15 protein-coding genes are annotated in these 16,258 nt (G+C 43.6%); 7 read left to right on the top strand and 8 right to left on the bottom strand.

Annotated elements, in window-relative coordinates; translation table 11 throughout:
* Positions 1–69 precede the first annotated feature (69 nt).
* Positions 70–1,359: an SDR family NAD(P)-dependent oxidoreductase gene (locus tag A3IK_RS18380; RefSeq protein WP_020558567.1), complete on the bottom strand. Its 1,290-nt coding sequence runs from the start codon at positions 1,357–1,359 to the stop codon at positions 70–72.
* A gap of 9 nt (positions 1,360–1,368) precedes the next feature.
* Positions 1,369–2,424 carry a Mut7-C RNAse domain-containing protein gene (locus tag A3IK_RS20640; RefSeq protein ID WP_020558568.1) on the bottom strand — a complete coding sequence of 352 codons (1,056 nt, stop codon included), beginning with the start codon at positions 2,422–2,424 and terminating at the stop codon, positions 1,369–1,371.
* Positions 2,425–3,016: 592 nt separating this feature from the next.
* Here A3IK_RS20640 and A3IK_RS20075 point away from each other — a divergent pair.
* Positions 3,017–3,601: a hypothetical protein gene (locus A3IK_RS20075; protein ID WP_020558569.1), complete on the top strand. Its 585-nt coding sequence runs from the start codon at positions 3,017–3,019 to the stop codon at positions 3,599–3,601.
* Between the two features lie 65 nt (positions 3,602–3,666).
* Here the strand turns inward: A3IK_RS20075 and A3IK_RS0103415 are convergent, their stop codons facing one another.
* From A3IK_RS0103415 to A3IK_RS0103425, 3 genes are all read right to left on the bottom strand, one after another.
* Positions 3,667–4,446 (bottom strand): transporter substrate-binding domain-containing protein, encoded by a 780-nt coding sequence (locus tag A3IK_RS0103415; RefSeq protein WP_020558570.1) that lies wholly within the window; start codon positions 4,444–4,446, stop codon positions 3,667–3,669.
* 74 nt (positions 4,447–4,520) lie between these two features.
* Positions 4,521–5,291 carry an ABC transporter ATP-binding protein gene (locus A3IK_RS0103420; protein ID WP_020558571.1) on the bottom strand — a complete coding sequence of 257 codons (771 nt, stop codon included), beginning with the start codon at positions 5,289–5,291 and terminating at the stop codon, positions 4,521–4,523.
* A gap of 324 nt (positions 5,292–5,615) precedes the next feature.
* The gene (locus A3IK_RS0103425) at positions 5,616–6,395 is read right to left on the bottom strand and encodes a transporter substrate-binding domain-containing protein (protein ID WP_020558572.1); all 780 of its coding nucleotides are present in this window, start codon (positions 6,393–6,395) and stop codon (positions 5,616–5,618) included.
* A 274-nt stretch (positions 6,396–6,669) separates the two neighbouring features.
* Here A3IK_RS0103425 and hglS point away from each other — a divergent pair, with 274 nt between their 5' ends.
* The 3 genes from hglS to A3IK_RS0103440 are packed head-to-tail and all read left to right on the top strand — an operon-like array spanning position 6,670 to position 11,515.
* Entirely contained in the window at positions 6,670–8,040 is a 1,371-nt protein-coding gene (gene hglS / locus A3IK_RS0103430) for a 2-oxoadipate dioxygenase/decarboxylase HglS (RefSeq protein WP_020558573.1), read from the top strand.
* A complete protein-coding gene (locus tag A3IK_RS0103435; protein ID WP_020558574.1) occupies positions 8,033–10,918 on the top strand; it encodes an FAD-binding and (Fe-S)-binding domain-containing protein in 2,886 nt (961 codons plus the stop codon). Before hglS ends, A3IK_RS0103435 begins: the two co-directional genes overlap by 8 nt.
* Positions 10,919–10,921: 3 nt before the next feature.
* Positions 10,922–11,515: a nucleotidyltransferase family protein gene (locus tag A3IK_RS0103440; protein WP_020558575.1), complete on the top strand. Its 594-nt coding sequence runs from the start codon at positions 10,922–10,924 to the stop codon at positions 11,513–11,515.
* A gap of 8 nt (positions 11,516–11,523) precedes the next feature.
* Here A3IK_RS0103440 and A3IK_RS0103445 read toward each other — a convergent pair whose 3' ends face one another.
* Entirely contained in the window at positions 11,524–11,874 is a 351-nt protein-coding gene (locus A3IK_RS0103445; RefSeq protein WP_020558576.1) for a low molecular weight protein tyrosine phosphatase family protein, read from the bottom strand.
* A complete protein-coding gene (locus A3IK_RS0103450) occupies positions 11,867–12,082 on the bottom strand; it encodes a hypothetical protein (protein ID WP_020558577.1) in 216 nt (71 codons plus the stop codon). The genes A3IK_RS0103445 and A3IK_RS0103450 overlap by 8 nt, the downstream gene beginning before the upstream one ends.
* A 388-nt stretch (positions 12,083–12,470) precedes the next feature.
* Between A3IK_RS0103450 and A3IK_RS0103455 the strand changes: the two genes are divergently transcribed.
* The gene (locus A3IK_RS0103455) at positions 12,471–13,070 is read left to right on the top strand and encodes a LysE family translocator (RefSeq protein WP_020558578.1); all 600 of its coding nucleotides are present in this window, start codon (positions 12,471–12,473) and stop codon (positions 13,068–13,070) included.
* Here the strand turns inward: A3IK_RS0103455 and A3IK_RS0103460 are convergent.
* The gene (locus A3IK_RS0103460; protein ID WP_020558579.1) at positions 13,056–13,904 is read right to left on the bottom strand and encodes an AraC family transcriptional regulator; all 849 of its coding nucleotides are present in this window, start codon (positions 13,902–13,904) and stop codon (positions 13,056–13,058) included. The genes A3IK_RS0103455 and A3IK_RS0103460 overlap by 15 nt on opposite strands.
* A 77-nt stretch (positions 13,905–13,981) precedes the next feature.
* Here A3IK_RS0103460 and A3IK_RS0103465 point away from each other — a divergent pair, with 77 nt between their 5' ends.
* On the top strand, positions 13,982–15,535 hold the full coding sequence (locus tag A3IK_RS0103465) for an ATP-binding protein (RefSeq protein ID WP_020558580.1): 1,554 nt from the start codon (positions 13,982–13,984) through the stop codon (positions 15,533–15,535).
* A gap of 111 nt (positions 15,536–15,646) precedes the next feature.
* Entirely contained in the window at positions 15,647–16,252 is a 606-nt protein-coding gene (locus A3IK_RS0103470) for an MliC family protein (protein ID WP_020558581.1), read from the top strand.
* Positions 16,253–16,258 lie beyond the last annotated feature (6 nt).

Raw genomic sequence — 16,258 nt, forward strand, 5'->3', positions numbered from 1 at the left:
CAGCCGCTCTTTTTAGCAAATAGGAGTCGGCTGGGCGATGCTGAAAGGGGGCTTTTTTCTGTATTAGTCTTACCATGCAGTAGGCTGATAATCCTTTAAAAACTTACCATAAACCAAGCCCTTATTATTCACAGCATCAAAAATAGGTACAAGTACTCGTGCTGCGCCATCAATGCAGTCTAGTGGTGGCACAATTCCCTTGCGGCGGTTACGCTCTTTTATTGGGAAGGGATTTTCTTGTGTTACCCAGCCGGTATCAACACTATTCATGTAGATTCCAACCTGCTGATAATCCTGTGCGGATGTTCGTGTCATCATATTTAAGGCGGCTTTTGCCATATTAGTATGAGGGTGGCGGTGGGTTTTATTTTCACGATTAAATTGCCCCTCCATCGCTGATACATTTACAATAAAGCGTTGTGGGAAAGGTGATTGCATCATTAACGGTTTCAAACGACTATTGAATAAAAAGGGAGCCATTGCATTTATAATTTGGGTCTCTAAATACTCTACCGTATCTACCGATTCTAATGTGCTTAACCAAGAGTTATGGGGTCGCCTATCCAGTGGTTCACCAAATTCATCCACTTTACTTTCTGTATGAATGTGATGATGTGTAGGAAGGCTCAAATAGTGCTGCTGATACTGCTCAAGTTGTTTATCCTTGAACGATCCCAAACAGTTACTGGCTGCAAGGGGTAAGCATTTCTGCTCACGAATAGCCATGGCTCGATAATAATCGTCAGATTTTTTGATAGTTTGAGCGGCATTATTAATCAATATATCAATAGGTTGACCTTGAGTAGTCAAGTAACTAATAAAAGATTCTACGGTTGGGATATGTCGTAAATCTAAGCCATAGATAGTGAGACGTTGTTGCCATTCAGGGTAGTCTCTTTCTTGCATATAGCGAGCCACCGCGTCGTGTTTAAAGCGTGTGGTGACTATGACATGCGCACCTGCTCGTAACAATTTTAAAGCAATTTCATAACCTATTTTGATACGCCCACCGGTGACTAGTGCAGCACGCCCGTTGAGGTCAGCGTTATTAGTGCGTTGCTGGTAGTTATAGTCAGCACAATGTGGGCACAGTTGGTGATAAAAGTGGTGCACCTCAACATAGCGCTCCTTACAAATATAGCAACGGCGTGGTCGGAATAGGGTATGGCTGCTGGGTTGATAGTTAAGCAGGGTCTGGGGTTGTCCTAGCAGGGTGCCATCCTCAAGAAATAGGGGTTCTTGCCGATAGCGTTGAGTCGCTGCGATAATGGCCTGATCATGCTGGGTTTGATAGTGTTTTTGGGATTGTTTTTGGGTTAGTGGGATTTGTTCTATTCCCGTATTGAATGTGTTAGACATGACAGCCCCCTAGGCTACTTCTTGTAAAATTTGCATGATTTTTTTGAAATGCGAACCTTTCCAAAACACTTGTCCGCAGTTTTGGCATTGTTGATAGTCTTGTTGCCACGCAAATACACCCGCAGGAACTAAGGCTTGAACACTATTTTTAGCAACAGGCTTAATGTGTCCATTACATTTTACGCAGTAGGTGAAGGGTTGAAAGGCCGAGTGTAATTGATAGTGCTGTACCACCTCTTTGAATTGTTGCTCAGGTAACACGTTTCTGATCCAACGCCCATATTTAATTTTGGAGCGCTTGAGCAATCCTATATCGCGCGTGAGTAAAATACAGGTATGACTAGCGGCTATCTCAGCTAATACCGCATCACCATAGTCTTGGTTTTCATGTAGACAGTTAAATCCGGCTAGACGTAAATAACGTGCTAGAGCACCTAAATGGACATCCAGTAAGAAACAGGGGCGAGGGGATGGCATGTAGGGTAATGGGTGAGTGGTGTCTTGATTGGGGTGTGGAAATACCTTGACCGTTTGCCCATCTTGCAAGAGATACTCAAAGCCTACCCATTGTTGATCGACTTGAATGGCACCTACTTCGGTATGCGGAATACCTAATGCTTCAATACTGTCTTTAATCGAAGGGCGATCATCGAAGGCGTAGCTAATATCTTGATTGAGCATTTCTCCGGCTAAAAAATCATTACAGTCACCATAAAAACGAAAACTGACACGGTAAAGTTTATCGGTCAGCGCTATTTGTTGGTTAAGGTAAGCGGGCCATAGTTGATGTAATAGAGCTTTGGCTTGGTTTTGATTCATAGAACCTAGGTCGGCTAGGTTTTTTACCCATAATTTATACTGGCTAATCAATACCGATTCGGTGATAGGTGCAAAGGGAGCATGAGGCGATGCAAGTAGTTTTTGGTAATGATGATCATCTTTATAGCCATACAATTGGGTCAATAGTTGGCGAGCTTGTGTGGTTTTGATGTGTTTGAAAGGCCAAAATTTGACAACGATTTTAGCTTGATGCTTGAGAGTATTGGCAGAAATAGAGAAAGGCATAACATAATCTCCGTCAGTATCGCACGAGTTTTGTCCCACTCTTAAACTCGCTTGAGCCAATAACAGAATATAGAGTTATGTTATCTCAATGGAATACGTGACTATTGTGCCGAATAAGCAAGTCACACAATGCTTCAATGACCGATGAGTCTTTTCTTGTGGGAAGATGGGATATGAGCACCCCCTTGATTCTTAATTAGAATACTAAATATTGGGGGATTTGCAAAGGGGCAGCCCGCTCTTAGACAGGGCAAATGCCGTAAGCTGTCTGATGGAGCATCTGCCGCCCCTAAAAGATCCGCGTCAACTTGCCAAACTGATCTATCTGCTGCTCGAAATCCTATTACTGGGTCTAGCGGCTACCTTGCTACGTGCTTCTACAACAATAAAGATTCAAGCAATTGCCTTGTGAAAATGATTGCTTTTGTTGGTATCTTTATGGTATTTTAATTAAGTGTCATTTCTATAACAATATCTATTTAATTTTATTAATCTTTAACTGGATTAAGGGTAATATTTTTTACTTTTAAAGCTCGGTGAATAGTTAGAACTTAAACACGGCTCCTATGCGATTAACCTTGAGAGGTGTAACATGTTGCTAATAAAATACTTAATCACTATAAGTTTAGCTTTACTACTGATGGTTAATAATGCCTATGCACTAGTAGTAGCCCCTAGTTTAGGGGGAACGGCTTATTCCCAAAACAAACCTACGCTTTATAGTAATCCTACTTACCAAGGTAATGCGGTGGATATATGCCTAACTTGGGCAACAAATTGTGGTAAGCCTGCTGCCGATTATTTTTGTCGTTTATCCTTAGGTTCCGGTGCGAGTTCACGTCGCCATACTATTGTCTATGATGCACCCCCTACGATTCTGCCTAAGACCGGACAACGCTGCACAGTGCCTGATTGTGATCGATTTGCCAGTATTACCTGTAGTACAAAAGTTGTAATTTTTAGAAACCCGACAGTTAATGGAGTGAGTTTAGATATTTGTACTACATGGGCAACAAATTGTGGTAAGCCTGCTGCAGATTTATACTGCCTCAAAAAAGGTTATAGTACCTCTGTGAGCCATGAAATTGCTTGGAATAGTCCACCCTCAAAGTTATTTAGTGGACAAGCCTGCAATGGTTCCTTTTGTGATCGCTTTACTGAAATTACTTGTCGGTAGTTATGAGTTTACTTATTTGGTCTAAACTAGAGTAGCCTTAAAACTACTCTAGTTTTAGGCATTAATTAATTACCATAAAGATCAAAGTCAAAATACTTTTTATTGATTTCGGCATAAGTGCCATCATCACGAATTTTTTGAATCGCTTGATTAAATTTTTCAGCTAACTCTGTCTCGCCTTTACGCACACCGATACCTACACCTTCACCGACGAATTCAACATCGGTAAAATCACCACCGACGAATTCTACTTTACCGGCATTCTTTTCGTCTTTAACGAAAGGAGCGAGTACCACAGAATCGGCACACACTAAATCCAGACGACCCGATAATAAATCTAAATTAGCCTCTTCTTGCGTTTTATACGCAGTCACTTCGGCAATATCTTTAAACTTAGCGCGTGCAAAATTATCGGCAACGACACCACTTTGTACGCCAACGGCTTTGCCTTTAGTTTTTTCAGTGTCACTAGGATCAACGTCTTTACCGACTTCGCGCACACATTTAATCGGGGTGCTATAATATTTTTTGGTAAAATCGATTTTTTCTTTACGCTCTGCTGTAATCGACATAGAGGCAATAATCGCATCGAATTTTTTGGCATCAAGTGCTGGAATCAAGCCATCCCAGTCTGATGTAACCCATTCGCATTCCACTTCCATGGCTTTACACAGCGCATTGCCAATCTCAATATCAAAACCGACTAAGTTACCGTCTTTATCTTTACTATTAAAAGGAGCATAAGCGCCTTCAGTACCCAATAGCAGTTTATCCGCTGCTTGTCCGGTTGCGGTGAGGCTGAGAGCTATTAACGCACTAGCAATGAGCGTGGTTAGTTTAGTCATGAGTCAACTCCTATAGTCCTATCGTTGGACGGGTTACATTACATAGTTGTGATAGTAAAAAAGTCTTACTTAAGCTATTTATATTGATTCGCTAAAAACTGCTGACAGCGTTCGGTTTGGGGATTATTAAATAATTGATCGGGCGTACCCTGTTCCTCAATGCGCCCCTGATGCAGAAACACGACTTGAGAGGACACTTCACGGGCAAAGCCCATTTCATGAGTGACGACTAGCATAGTCATACCTTCATCCGCAAGTTGACGCATCACGCGCAATACTTCCCCAACTAATTCAGGGTCGAGGGCGGAGGTGGGTTCATCAAACAGCATAACATCTGGTTTCATAGCTAAAGCCCGCGCAATAGCAACCCGTTGTTGTTGTCCGCCGGATAAATGATCGGGGTAGCTATCAGCTTTTTGCGCGATCCCTACTTTATTGAGTAGCTCCATAGCGTATTCTTTGGCTTCGGCTTTGGAGGTTTTGAGTACATGCACGGGGGCTTCCATGACATTTTCTAAAATAGTGCGGTGACTCCAGAGATTAAAACCCTGAAACACCATGCCGAGACGGGTGCGAATACGGTCGACTTGTTTAGCACTTTTCGGTGCTGTTTTGCCTCGGTGCTGAGTCATTTCAATAAGTTCACCATTGACCCATACTTCGCCGGTATCGGGAATCTCTAACAGATTGATACAGCGTAAAAAAGTACTTTTACCGGAGCCACTTGAGCCTAAGAGTGAAATGACATCCCCTTTATTGGCGGTGAGAGAAATACCATTGAGAACAGAGAGTTCTCCAAAACGTTTAGTAATATTATTGACGACAAGGGTGTGGTCAGTTGTCATGTGTAGTTCCCAGCTGCGGCGAATGAGATATGCTAAGCAATAAAACAATCAGCTTAATAAAGCAAGTAAAAATCATAGCGCTTGCGGTGAAAAGCTAAAAGTCCCCTCTATCTTGAGTAAAAGTAACACGATAGAAATAACAGCAGTTTAGCTTTGTGCTTGATTGATCAGCTAAGAAAGTGAGTTCAGTTTCAGCACTGTTCGAGCGTTATCAGCGCTGTAGCGCACCGAAATTCCCTTCTATGCTGCATTAGTTGTGGTTTAACTGATCGATACTCAAACGCTAAGACTAGAGTAGCCCTAAAGCTACTCTAGTTTCAGGTATTAATTACCGTAGAGATCAAAATCAAAATATTTTTTATTAATTTCGGCATAAGTACCGTCATCACGGATTTTTTGAATGGCTTGATTAAATTTTTCAGCTAACTCGGTCTCGCCTTTACGTACCCCAATACCAACCCCTTCTCCTACAAAGGCTACATCGGTAAAATCACCCCCTATGAGTTCAATCTTGCCCACATTTTTCTCTTCTTTAATAAAGGGAACCAGTACGACAGAGTCAGCACACACTAAATCAAGGCGACCCGCTAATAAATCTAAATCAGCCTCTTCTTGTGTTTTATAAGCGATGACTTCGGCAAGATCTTTAAATTTAGCCCGTGCGAAATTATCCGCGACTACACCACTTTGGACGCCCACCTTTTTACCTTTAACTTTTTCTGGGTCACTAGGATCAGCCTCTTTACCCACTTCGCGCACACACTGAATCGGGGTACTATAATATTTCTGGGTAAAATCGATTTTCTTCTTACGTTCTGAGGTAATCGACATAGAAGAAAGAATGGCATCGATTTTTTTGGCATCGAGTGCGGGAATTAAACTATCCCAATCGGTTGTTACCCACTCACATTCCACTTCCATGACTTTACACAATGCATTACCGATTTCAATATCAAAGCCAATTAAGTTACCGTCTTTATCTTTGCTATGAAAAGGCGCATAAGCACCATCATTACCTAATATCAATTTATCCGCTGCCTGTGCGGTGGTGGTGAGGCTGAGAGCTATTAATGCACTAGCAATGAGTGTGGTCAATTTAGTCATAGTCAACTCCTATCCTTGGTGGTATTAAGTATTTGCGTCAAAGTAATCGAGTATTTCTTCCGCAGCCGCTGTGAATACCTCCCTGTACGCTACAAGGCGGCATCCCTGCCGCCAAGACTGCTCCAGAAATACTCGATTACCTTGGGATATCTACTTGCCTAAATAATGGCCTATACTGCAAAGCAATATCTATGCCGCCGTAAAAATCATAGCGCTTGCGGTGAAAAGCTAATAAAGCTAGCCTTCTTGATCTTAATAGTAGGAGAGGAGTGATATGTTTGATAGTGTTTTGATCAGCCCTAATCAACTGCGGGAGCAGTTCTCCCAAGCATTATCAGCGATGTATCGTACTGAAGTGCCCTTATATGGGGCGTTAGTTGATCTGGTTGTTGAGGTTAATGGGCAGTATTTAGCGGAGCACTCTGATGATTTACCCCGCTCAGAGCGAGATACCGACCTAGTGCGCCTAAGCCAAGAGCGTCACGGGGCTATTCGCTTAGGCACCGCTGCAGAACTACATACCATGCGCCGCCTGTTTGCGGTCTTGGGTATGCAGGCTGTGGGTTATTATGATCTTGGTATAGCAGGGCTTCCGGTTCATTCGACCGCGTTTCGTCCGGTGGATGCTAATGATTTAGCCGTGAATCCCTTTCGTATTTTTACCTCCTTATTACGCCTAGAGTTAATTCCCGATCAGGCATTGCAAGAGCGTATCAAAGCGCTATTAGCCAAGCGGAGAATCTTTCACCCTGAACTAATAGACTTAATTGAACTGGCGGAGGAGCAGGGGGGCTTAACTGCGTATCAGGCCGATCATTTTGTAACAGAGGCGCTTAATGTGTTTCGTTGGCAAAGTGAGGCGGCGGTGGATGAGGACACCTATCAACAATTAAAAGCATTGCACCCTTTAGTTGCGGATATTGTGTGCTTTAAAGGGCCACATATTAATCACCTGACCCCACGCACCTTAGATATTGATCAGGCACAAGCGGCAATGTTAGCGCAGGGGATTGAGGCTAAAACAATTATTGAAGGGCCGCCAAAGCGCCAACACCCTATCTTATTGCGTCAAACCAGCTTTAAAGCCTTAGAGGAAGCGATTCAGTTTAAAACTAACGTTGGTACTTGGCAGACAGGTACTCATACCGCTCGCTTTGGTGAGATTGAGCAGCGGGGAGTAGCGCTAACCCCTAAAGGTCGAGCTTTATATGATGAGCTATTAGCACAAGTCCGAGAGCGAGTGCCCCAGCCTGAAGCTGACCCTAAACATTACTACCACGTTTTGCAGGAGGTATTTCAGGCCTTTCCTGATGATTTAACACAGCTTCGACAAGAAGAACTCGCTTATTTTACCTATCACTTACAAACCGATACGGTCAAAGGCGCGAAACAGAGTATCGAGGAGTTAATTAAGAACGGTATTATTCTGCCCCTACCTATTATTTATGAAGACTTCCTACCTGTGAGTGCAGCCGGTATTTTCCGCTCGAATTTAGCCGCTGATGCCGCCAATGATTTTACCGCACAGGCCAGCCAACAAGCCTTTGAGCAAGCGCTGGGTGTGCAGGTATTGGATGCCTTTGAATGGTATGCCCGTATAGAACAGCAATCTTTAGCACAGTGTCTTGCGGTGCTACATGGTTGAGATACTCGAATACTATTTAGGGCAATTACGCGCTAGTGGGTTTGCAGGCGATATAGAAACGCAGTATGGAGCGCGTATTGTCGCGGCTACCGATAACAGTATTTATCAAGTGCTGCCCTTAGCTATCCTGTATCCAAAAGCAGTCGATGATCTAAAGCTTATCGTGCAAGCACTGCAGGACTATACGAATACGGATCTAGCCTTAGTCGCTCGTGGTGGGAATACTGGCACGAATGGGCAATCACTGAATACGGGTATTGTGGTGGATTTTGCGCGTTATCAAACCGAGATTTTAGCCTTTGACCCGGTCGCACAGACGGTGAAAGTGCAGCCTGCCGTAGTCCTCGATCAGCTCAATGCATTTCTAGCCCCACATGGTTTATTTTTCCCACCTCAAGTCTCGACGGCTTCACGTGCCACGATTGGTGGGATGGTGGCAACCGATGCCTCCGGTAAAGGCTCGCGTGTGTATGGCAAAACCTCGGATTATATTGTGGAGCTAGAGGTGGTATTAGCCGATGGCTCCACACTCACCGTCAAGGGTAATGAACCGCTAAATACCCACCCCCTCTATCAAGCCTGTCATGATTTAATTGCCCCGCATCAAGCCGCTATTGAGCGTATTTTTCCCAAAATGAATCGAGGTCTGACGGGTTATAATCTCAAGCAAGCCTTAGTACCTCAGTCCGATAGTCAAACCCCACAAATCAATCTAGCCTATTTACTAGCCGGTTCGGAGGGGACTTTAGCACTCACCCAAAGTATTACTATAAAAGCGATCCCTCTCCCCAAACATGAAGCCTTGATTGCGGTATTTTATGCTGATTTCCTGTCTGCTTTAGAACATATTCCCACCTTACTCCCCGCCGATCCGGTCGCTATTGAAGTAGTGGATGACAAGATTTTGACCCTAGTGCAGCAAGACTCTCTATGGCAAGATTTGCAAACGGTATTAGGTGATACCTTAAAACACAGTACTCAGCCGATTTTGGGGGCGAATTTTATTCAGGTCTGTGGCGAGACAGCGGAGAGTATTACCGAACAATGCGCTTATTTAACTACTTTGATTCAGCAGTCTAGCGCGGCATTCCAAGTGGTGACTCATTTAGTGGAAGTGCGACCTTTTGCTATGAATGCACTGTGGTCACTACGCACACGGGCTGTGGGCTTATTGGGCGGTTTAGAAGGGGCACGACGCGGGATTCCATTTGTAGAGGATGCAGCCGTACCGCCAGAATATTTGCCCGATTTTATTCGGGAGTTTCGTGCTTTATTAGATAGCTATGGTTTGCAATATGGCATGTTTGGGCATGCGGATGTGGGCTGTTTGCATGTACGACCCCTGCTAGATATGCGCCAGGTAACGGATCAAAGCTTGATTCGACCGATTAGTGATGGGGTAGCACAGCTAGCTAAAAAATATGGCGGATTACTTTGGGGTGAGCATGGCAAAGGTTTTCGTGGTGAATATGTACCCTTTTTCTTTGAGGCCACCTTATACCCCATAGTACAAGAACTCAAAGCCCTTTTTGACCCTCATAATTGTTTTAATCCCCATAAATTAGCAACGCCTAAGAGTGATCCTCATACTCTGAGGGCTTTAGATCGTATTGATACGGTTCCTTTACGCGGGCAATTTGATGCTGAATTAAATACCGAGTATGCAGCGGCCTATCATGATGCGGTGCGCTGTAATGGCAATGGGCAATGCTTTTCGTGGTCAACACAAGAGGCGATGTGCCCCTCCTATCGGGCCACTAAAAATCGTAGCTACTCACCCAAAGGCCGCGCGGCTTTATTACGCGAGTGGGCACGTTTAAACAGTTTAGATACCTCCAGTACTATTCTAGAGCCATTGAGTGAGGAGGTTTATCAATCGTTATCCGCTTGCCTGTCTTGCCAGTCGTGTAGTTATAGTTGTCCGGTTAAGGTGGATATACCCAAGTTAAAATCGCAGTTTTTGCATACCTATCATCAGAACAAACGCCGCCCGCTACGAGATTATGCTTTTGCCCATTTTGAATCCTTAGCTTATTGGGGGCGTAAAGCTCCACGCTGGACGAATAGGCTATTGCATAATCCCTTATCTAAGCGCTTGCTGCGGCAGCTAGGTTTAGTTCACTTGCCCCATTTTTCCACACAAACCTTACATATTCCCTCTATACCCCAGCCTAAAGCGCAAGTGGTATTACTGCCGGATAGTTTTAATGCCAATTTTGATCGTTCAGTGTTACAAAGTGCGATTGATCTATTAAGCGCTTTACAAGTACAGGTGATAGTGGCACCAGTATTAAATAATGGTAAGGCTTTGTATGTAAAAGGTTTTAGTAAACAGTTTGAGCAGGTTGCTAAAGCTCAGGCACAGGCATTAGCACATTATGCCGCACAGGGTTTGCCGCTAGTGAGTGTGGATGTGGTAACACGCTTACTCTATCAACAGGAGTATCGAGCCGTGAGTGAGATGCTGCCTAAAGTACAGGCGTTAGAGGCGTGGCTTACTCAACATATCGAGTATTTGGAGCCATTAAAAAGTAGGGTGCGCTCGGAGAGTGGTGCTTTATTATTACCCCACTGTATGGAACAAACCGCCTCGAAAGTCAGTATGCAACAGTGGCAAACACTTTTTGGGTATTTAGGTTTAAAGCTCTCGGTGCGTAGCAGTGGCTGTTGTGGCATGGCAGGACTCTTTGGGCATGAAGCCGTGAATGAAGCTTTATCAGAGCAAATTTTTAATACCCATTGGCGCGAAACGGTGGAGCAGGCCACGCACTCCAAACAAACCTTATTAGCCAGTGGTTTTTCCTGTCGTCATCAGTTGAGTGAGCAGTCGTTTCAAGCACAGCATCCGGTGCAATATCTCATGCAGGTACTAGGATAGTGTATGCAAAAAATTAGTTCTCAATATCCCGCCATTCTGTTAGCCGCTGGGCAAAGTACCCGTTTTGGCTCGCAAAAATTGCTGCATGTATTGCCGAATGGTGTAGTGATGGGTGTGCAGTCAGCACGTCATCTTAAAGCAGTGTTTGAAAGAGTGATCGCTGTGCTAAGTCCTGAGTATGTAGCACTACAAGCCTTATTAGAGCAGGACACTATTGAAATAGTCATCAATCAAGAGGCCAAGCAAGGCATGGGTACGAGCTTAGCGTTAGGGGTATTGAGTGCTTTTGAGGTAAAAGGTTGGGTTATTGCTTTAGGGGATATGCCCTTTATTAGCTTAAATACTTTGCAAAGGGTGGGGCAAGGTTTAGAGCAGGGGGCAAAGATGATTGCACCTTTTTATCAAGGACAACGTGGGCATCCGGTAGGGTTTAGCGCTGCCTTTAGGGATAAATTAATTACTTTACAAGGCGATAAGGGGGCAGGGAGTATTATTCAGCGTGAGCAAGCGCTGTTAACTCAAGTAGAGGTAGAGGATAAGGGAGTGCTGTGGGATATTGATACGCCTGGTGCGGTAGCAGAGCTAAAACTATCCTGATTGTTGATTTATTTGGTGTGATGAATGTCCACAAAACTCAGTTTAACTTTGGCTTCTAATTCAAGAATCAGTTGTGGGTCCATGTAGTGATAGTCATCGGGAATATCCAAAACATAAACCGGCTTATAGTCCAGCATTCTCGTAAACTCGGCAATCAGTCGGTTTTTATGTTTTTCTTCCATGACAAAGATAATATCAGCCCATCGGATGTCCGATGAGCTAACGGTTTTTCTTGCTTTAGGGCTAGTACCAGCAGATCTTGTATTGAATCTGGGGTCGTTTTTCCAGAGTGCTTCTGCTGTAGGGCTGCGCCACTGATTTCTACTACAAATAAATAACAGATTTAACGGCTTATTCATTCGGTGAAAGTTCAAGGTCTAACAGTTGACGGCTGCTTTTTCTGGGGTATTCAAAGCCAAGTTGTTTAGCTCTGGCTTGTTTTTCTGATCGAACATAGAGCATTTTCCAGTTTTTTTCGGGCTTCCATCTTTCTTCAGTCCCCATGCCTCTTCCATTATTGACCCAGTTTTTGAACCTTCTCCAGGCTCGATCTCTTTCATTACTCATTTCATCATCCTGTTAATACATCGGGTTCAGCAGCCGCGATAATACGGACAGGTTTTGATATCAAAATATTTAATGTTACAGAGATAGTCTGTTAGACATCATCAATGGTATCTATACATTTCCATGATTAGACGAAACAAGATTAATACAGGAAACTATTGATAGCCAGAGTTTTTTAGATAGGTTGTTATAAGTAGGTATACCAAAGTAAGTGGGTATTTCTGAAGCAGTCATGGCGAGAGGGACGTATTCACAGCGGCTGCGGAGGAGATACTCGATTACTTTGACTCAAGTACTTATCTGAGTACGCACGGGCAATTTTGTTCAATACTTTACACCAGCATGGTTGCAGACTTCGGTTGAGCTTCATCAACTAAGAGAAACTACCATGACACCCACACTTTCACTGATGTTACCTATGGCTGCTTTTGCATTGGCAGCATCGATTTCCCCAGGGCCTGTGAATCTAATAGGGCTAAGTAGCGGTACACGCTATCCCATTTCTAGAGGACTCATTTTTGTTACGGGTGCTACGTTGGGTTTTATTGCCCTGTTTATTATTATTGGTCTGGGGCTTTACTCGGTATTGATGGCTATACCGGGGTTTAATATGGTGTTGCGTTGGGCGGGTATCGCGTTCCTACTGTATCTGAGCATCCAGTTATTTCGTGATAAGGGTGAGGTCTCAAACGCGGAAATTGACCAAGCCCCCGGTTTTATGACAGGTGCTATTATGCAATGGCTCAATCCCAAAGCATGGCTTGCCTCAGCCTCTGGTATCGGCACTTATACTAGTGGTAGCGATATGGGGCAAGTTATGCTGTTTGCCGCTATTTACTTGCCCATTTGCTGGTTATCCCTGAGCTGTTGGGTGTATGCGGGTGCCTTTTTGCGACACTATGTTCATAACCCTAAAATACTAATCGCTATCAATCGAATACTCGCTTTATTACTGGCGGCTAGCTGTATTTACCTATTGATTGGATGAGGCTTGTTGGTATTGTCTAGGTGTGACAGCTAGTAAACGTTTGAAGGTACGTTGAAAATGGGGTTGGTCGGCAAACCCTGCATTCAGTGCGGTTTCGGCAATCGGTTTGCCCTGTTTAAGTTCCTGTTGTGCTAGCTGAATCCTCGCATTGATCCAGTAGGCATGTGGTGTCAAACCGAAATAATATCGAAAGGTTCGGATCAAATGACTAGGGCTGTAACCAGAGCGCTCGCATAGTGCATCTAAGGATACCTCTGCTACGGTCTGTGTGGCATGATCCTGAAGATAGGTAGCCAATGCCAGCAGTGTATCAGGGGCATTCGGAGGTGGTTTTAGTTCCCATATTTGCCCGACTAGTTTGAACATCAGGGTAGTCAAATATTCAATAACAACCGTCTGTTTGTCCAGCCAATTCTTGTCTGGATCGAGCAGGCATTCTGCCATCTGACAGTAGCCTGCATAGTATTCGGGGTCGGTGAGGAGCGTGGTGGGGATGTCTTGCCAGCAGGGAGTCTCCAGCAAACCAGACTCATACCGCAAAGAGGCTAACCATTGCGTATCAATATACAACATCAGATAGCTCCAAGGCTGATTCATGAGGGGATTGCAGGCATGAACTCGATAGGGATTCATCATCAACAGCGAGCCTGCACTGACCTGAAATGTATTGCCCTGATAAGAAGATAGACTGCTACCCTCGGTGATAGCGCCTAAAGACCATTGGGGGTGGCTATGTGGCGCATAACAGACCTTGCGCCCATCTATAACCTGCCGCAGCTCCAGATAGGGCAGACGTGAGTCACGCCAAAAGATAGGTTTGTCTGAGTTATTCATATCGCATACCTGTCATTGAGATTGGTAAACTAGAGTGTGCTAAACTTACTCTAATGAGCATTAGGATAAAATAACCCATGACCCAGCGCAAAAAGCTCCCCATTGGCATACAAACCCTGAGCCAGATTTTAGAGGGTAATTACTACTATGTAGATAAAACAGCTTTTGCAGTCAGATTAGTTGATGAGGGTAAGCACTATTTTCTCTCACGCCCGCGCCGTTTTGGTAAAAGCTTATTCTTAGATACCTTAAAAGAATTATTTGAAGGTAATAAAGCTCTATTTACAGGCTTAGTAGCCGAGCAGGATTGGGATTGGTCAGTAAAATATCCAGTACTACGTTTTAGTTTTGGCAGTGGTAATTTTAAAGAGATCAATTATCTAGCTCAAAATATAGCTGCACAATTAGATAACTTAGAGCAGCAGTTTAATCAGCAATCTGTCTACTCTACTTGTCCAGAGCGTTTTAGAGCATTAATTCAAGCTGTTGAACAGCAAGCGGGACAACCCGTAGTTATTTTAATCGATGAATATGATAAGCCGATTTTAGATGCACTAGATAGCCCTGAAATAGCACGAGCTAATCGGGATTTTTTACGTGGATTTTATAGCACCATTAAAGATTATGATGCTCATATTAAATTTAGTTTTTTAACGGGAGTGAGTAAGTTTTCTAAGGTTAGTTTATTTTCAGGATTAAATAATTTAAATGATATTACTTTAGATGAACGCTATTCCGCTCTTTGTGGCTATACCGATCAGGATATTGATACCGTGTTTGCAGCAGAGCTACCCGGATTAGAGCGTGATGAAATACGCGCTTGGTATAATGGTTATAATTGGTTAGGTGAAGGGGTCTATAATCCTTTTGATATTTTGCTATTGTTTGATACACGTAAATTTAAAAATTATTGGTTTGAAACAGGAACGCCTACCTTTTTAATTCACGCTTTACAAAAAGCTAAAGTACAAACTCCCCAGCTTAATCAACTTTTAAGTAATGATGAATTGCTCTCAAGCTTTGATATCGACCAAATGGCGATTGAAGCCTTAATGTTTCAAACCGGCTATTTAACGATTAAGCAAGTTGAGAATTTAGATGATAACTATTTCTATACCTTAGGCTATCCTAATCGAGAGGTCTATCAAAGCTTAAATGGTAGTTTACTCCAGTATTGGAGTGAGCCAAGTAGTGCCCCTATTGTCAATCGAAAAAATCTTTATCAGGCTTTGAAAGCTAATGATTTTGAGCGTTTGAAAACCATTTTCCAAGCCTTCTTTGCCAGTATTCCTCATCAATGGTATGACAGTAGTAAGGGTTTAATTGCTCATTATGAAGGGTTCTATGCCTCCATATTCTATTCCCATTTTGCTGCTTTGGGTATGGAAACGATTGTAGAGGATAGTTCTAGTCTAGGGCGCTTAGATATGGCAGTAAAGTTTAATCAGCATATTTACCTATTTGAATTTAAAGTGATTGAAAATAGTGGTGAGGGTAAGGCATTAGAGCAGTTAAAAGCCAAACACTATGCTGATAAATATAAGGCACTTGGTTTACCGATTTACCTTATTGGGGTTGAGTTTAGTAAAGAAAGCCGAAATGTCGTGGGTTTTGAGGTTGAACCCGCATAATCTATTCAGTAATTTTATTATTCCCGCTGTTTTCTATGAATCTTTAAATGGTTTTTAGTGTCTCAAGTAACGATGAAAATAAGTGAAGTTCACAGAAAAAAAGGAGTTTTCATGAATAAGTATGGGTTGTTGATTGCACTAGTTGCTTCGAGCTGGATACAGATGGGTGTTGCTGAAGCGGCACAGGAGCCGTCATTCACGTGTAAAAAGGTAGAGTCTGGCAGTATCGCGGAGTTGATTTGTAAGGATAAAGCCTTAGTAGCGCTTGATCTCAAACTAGCGGGGGTATACAAAAAAGCCTTGAAAATGGCTGCGAATGAACCTGGGTCAACTTTGAAAGCCGAACAGCGCGGCTGGATTAAAGGGCGCGATGATTGCTGGAAAAGTACTGATAAGACCGCTTGCGTGAGAGAGAGCTATCAACAACGCATTGCTGAGCTACAGGCTCGTTACCGGCTAGTGTCTGCCATTGGCCCTGTGCGTTATGGCTGTGGTGGGAATGCGGCTAATGAGGTGACAGTCACTTTCTTTAAGACTGAACCTGCGACCTTAATCGCTGAGCGCGGTGACAGTGTGTCACTCATGTATGTACAGCCTAGTGGTAGTGGAGCACGTTATCAGGGGCGCAATGAGAGCTTCTGGGAGCATCACGGAGGGGCTATGATCACTTGGGGGGCTGGTGCGCCCGAAATGCATTGCGAGCCAAATACCAAATAACTAATG

This window comes from Thiofilum flexile DSM 14609 (genome assembly GCF_000380185.1).
Taxonomy (GTDB): domain Bacteria; phylum Pseudomonadota; class Gammaproteobacteria; order Thiotrichales; family Thiotrichaceae; genus Thiofilum; species Thiofilum flexile.

Bases quoted from the DNA above. Each gene is read 5' to 3' on its own strand.
- A3IK_RS18380 (WP_020558567.1), bottom strand. From the start codon at position 1,359: ATGTCTAACACATTCAATACGGGAATAGAACAAATCCCACTAACCCAA.
- A3IK_RS20640 (WP_020558568.1), bottom strand. From the start codon at position 2,424: ATGCCTTTCTCTATTTCTGCCAATACTCTCAAGCATCAAGCTAAAATC.
- A3IK_RS20075 (WP_020558569.1), top strand. From the start codon at position 3,017: ATGTTGCTAATAAAATACTTAATCACTATAAGTTTAGCTTTACTACTG.
- A3IK_RS0103415 (WP_020558570.1), bottom strand. From the start codon at position 4,446: ATGACTAAACTAACCACGCTCATTGCTAGTGCGTTAATAGCTCTCAGC.
- A3IK_RS0103420 (WP_020558571.1), bottom strand. From the start codon at position 5,291: ATGACAACTGACCACACCCTTGTCGTCAATAATATTACTAAACGTTTT.
- A3IK_RS0103425 (WP_020558572.1), bottom strand. From the start codon at position 6,395: ATGACTAAATTGACCACACTCATTGCTAGTGCATTAATAGCTCTCAGC.
- hglS (WP_020558573.1), top strand. From the start codon at position 6,670: ATGTTTGATAGTGTTTTGATCAGCCCTAATCAACTGCGGGAGCAGTTC.
- A3IK_RS0103435 (WP_020558574.1), top strand. From the start codon at position 8,033: ATGGTTGAGATACTCGAATACTATTTAGGGCAATTACGCGCTAGTGGG.
- A3IK_RS0103440 (WP_020558575.1), top strand. From the start codon at position 10,922: ATGCAAAAAATTAGTTCTCAATATCCCGCCATTCTGTTAGCCGCTGGG.
- A3IK_RS0103445 (WP_020558576.1), bottom strand. From the start codon at position 11,874: ATGAATAAGCCGTTAAATCTGTTATTTATTTGTAGTAGAAATCAGTGG.
- A3IK_RS0103450 (WP_020558577.1), bottom strand. From the start codon at position 12,082: ATGAGTAATGAAAGAGATCGAGCCTGGAGAAGGTTCAAAAACTGGGTC.
- A3IK_RS0103455 (WP_020558578.1), top strand. From the start codon at position 12,471: ATGACACCCACACTTTCACTGATGTTACCTATGGCTGCTTTTGCATTG.
- A3IK_RS0103460 (WP_020558579.1), bottom strand. From the start codon at position 13,904: ATGAATAACTCAGACAAACCTATCTTTTGGCGTGACTCACGTCTGCCC.
- A3IK_RS0103465 (WP_020558580.1), top strand. From the start codon at position 13,982: ATGACCCAGCGCAAAAAGCTCCCCATTGGCATACAAACCCTGAGCCAG.
- A3IK_RS0103470 (WP_020558581.1), top strand. From the start codon at position 15,647: ATGAATAAGTATGGGTTGTTGATTGCACTAGTTGCTTCGAGCTGGATA.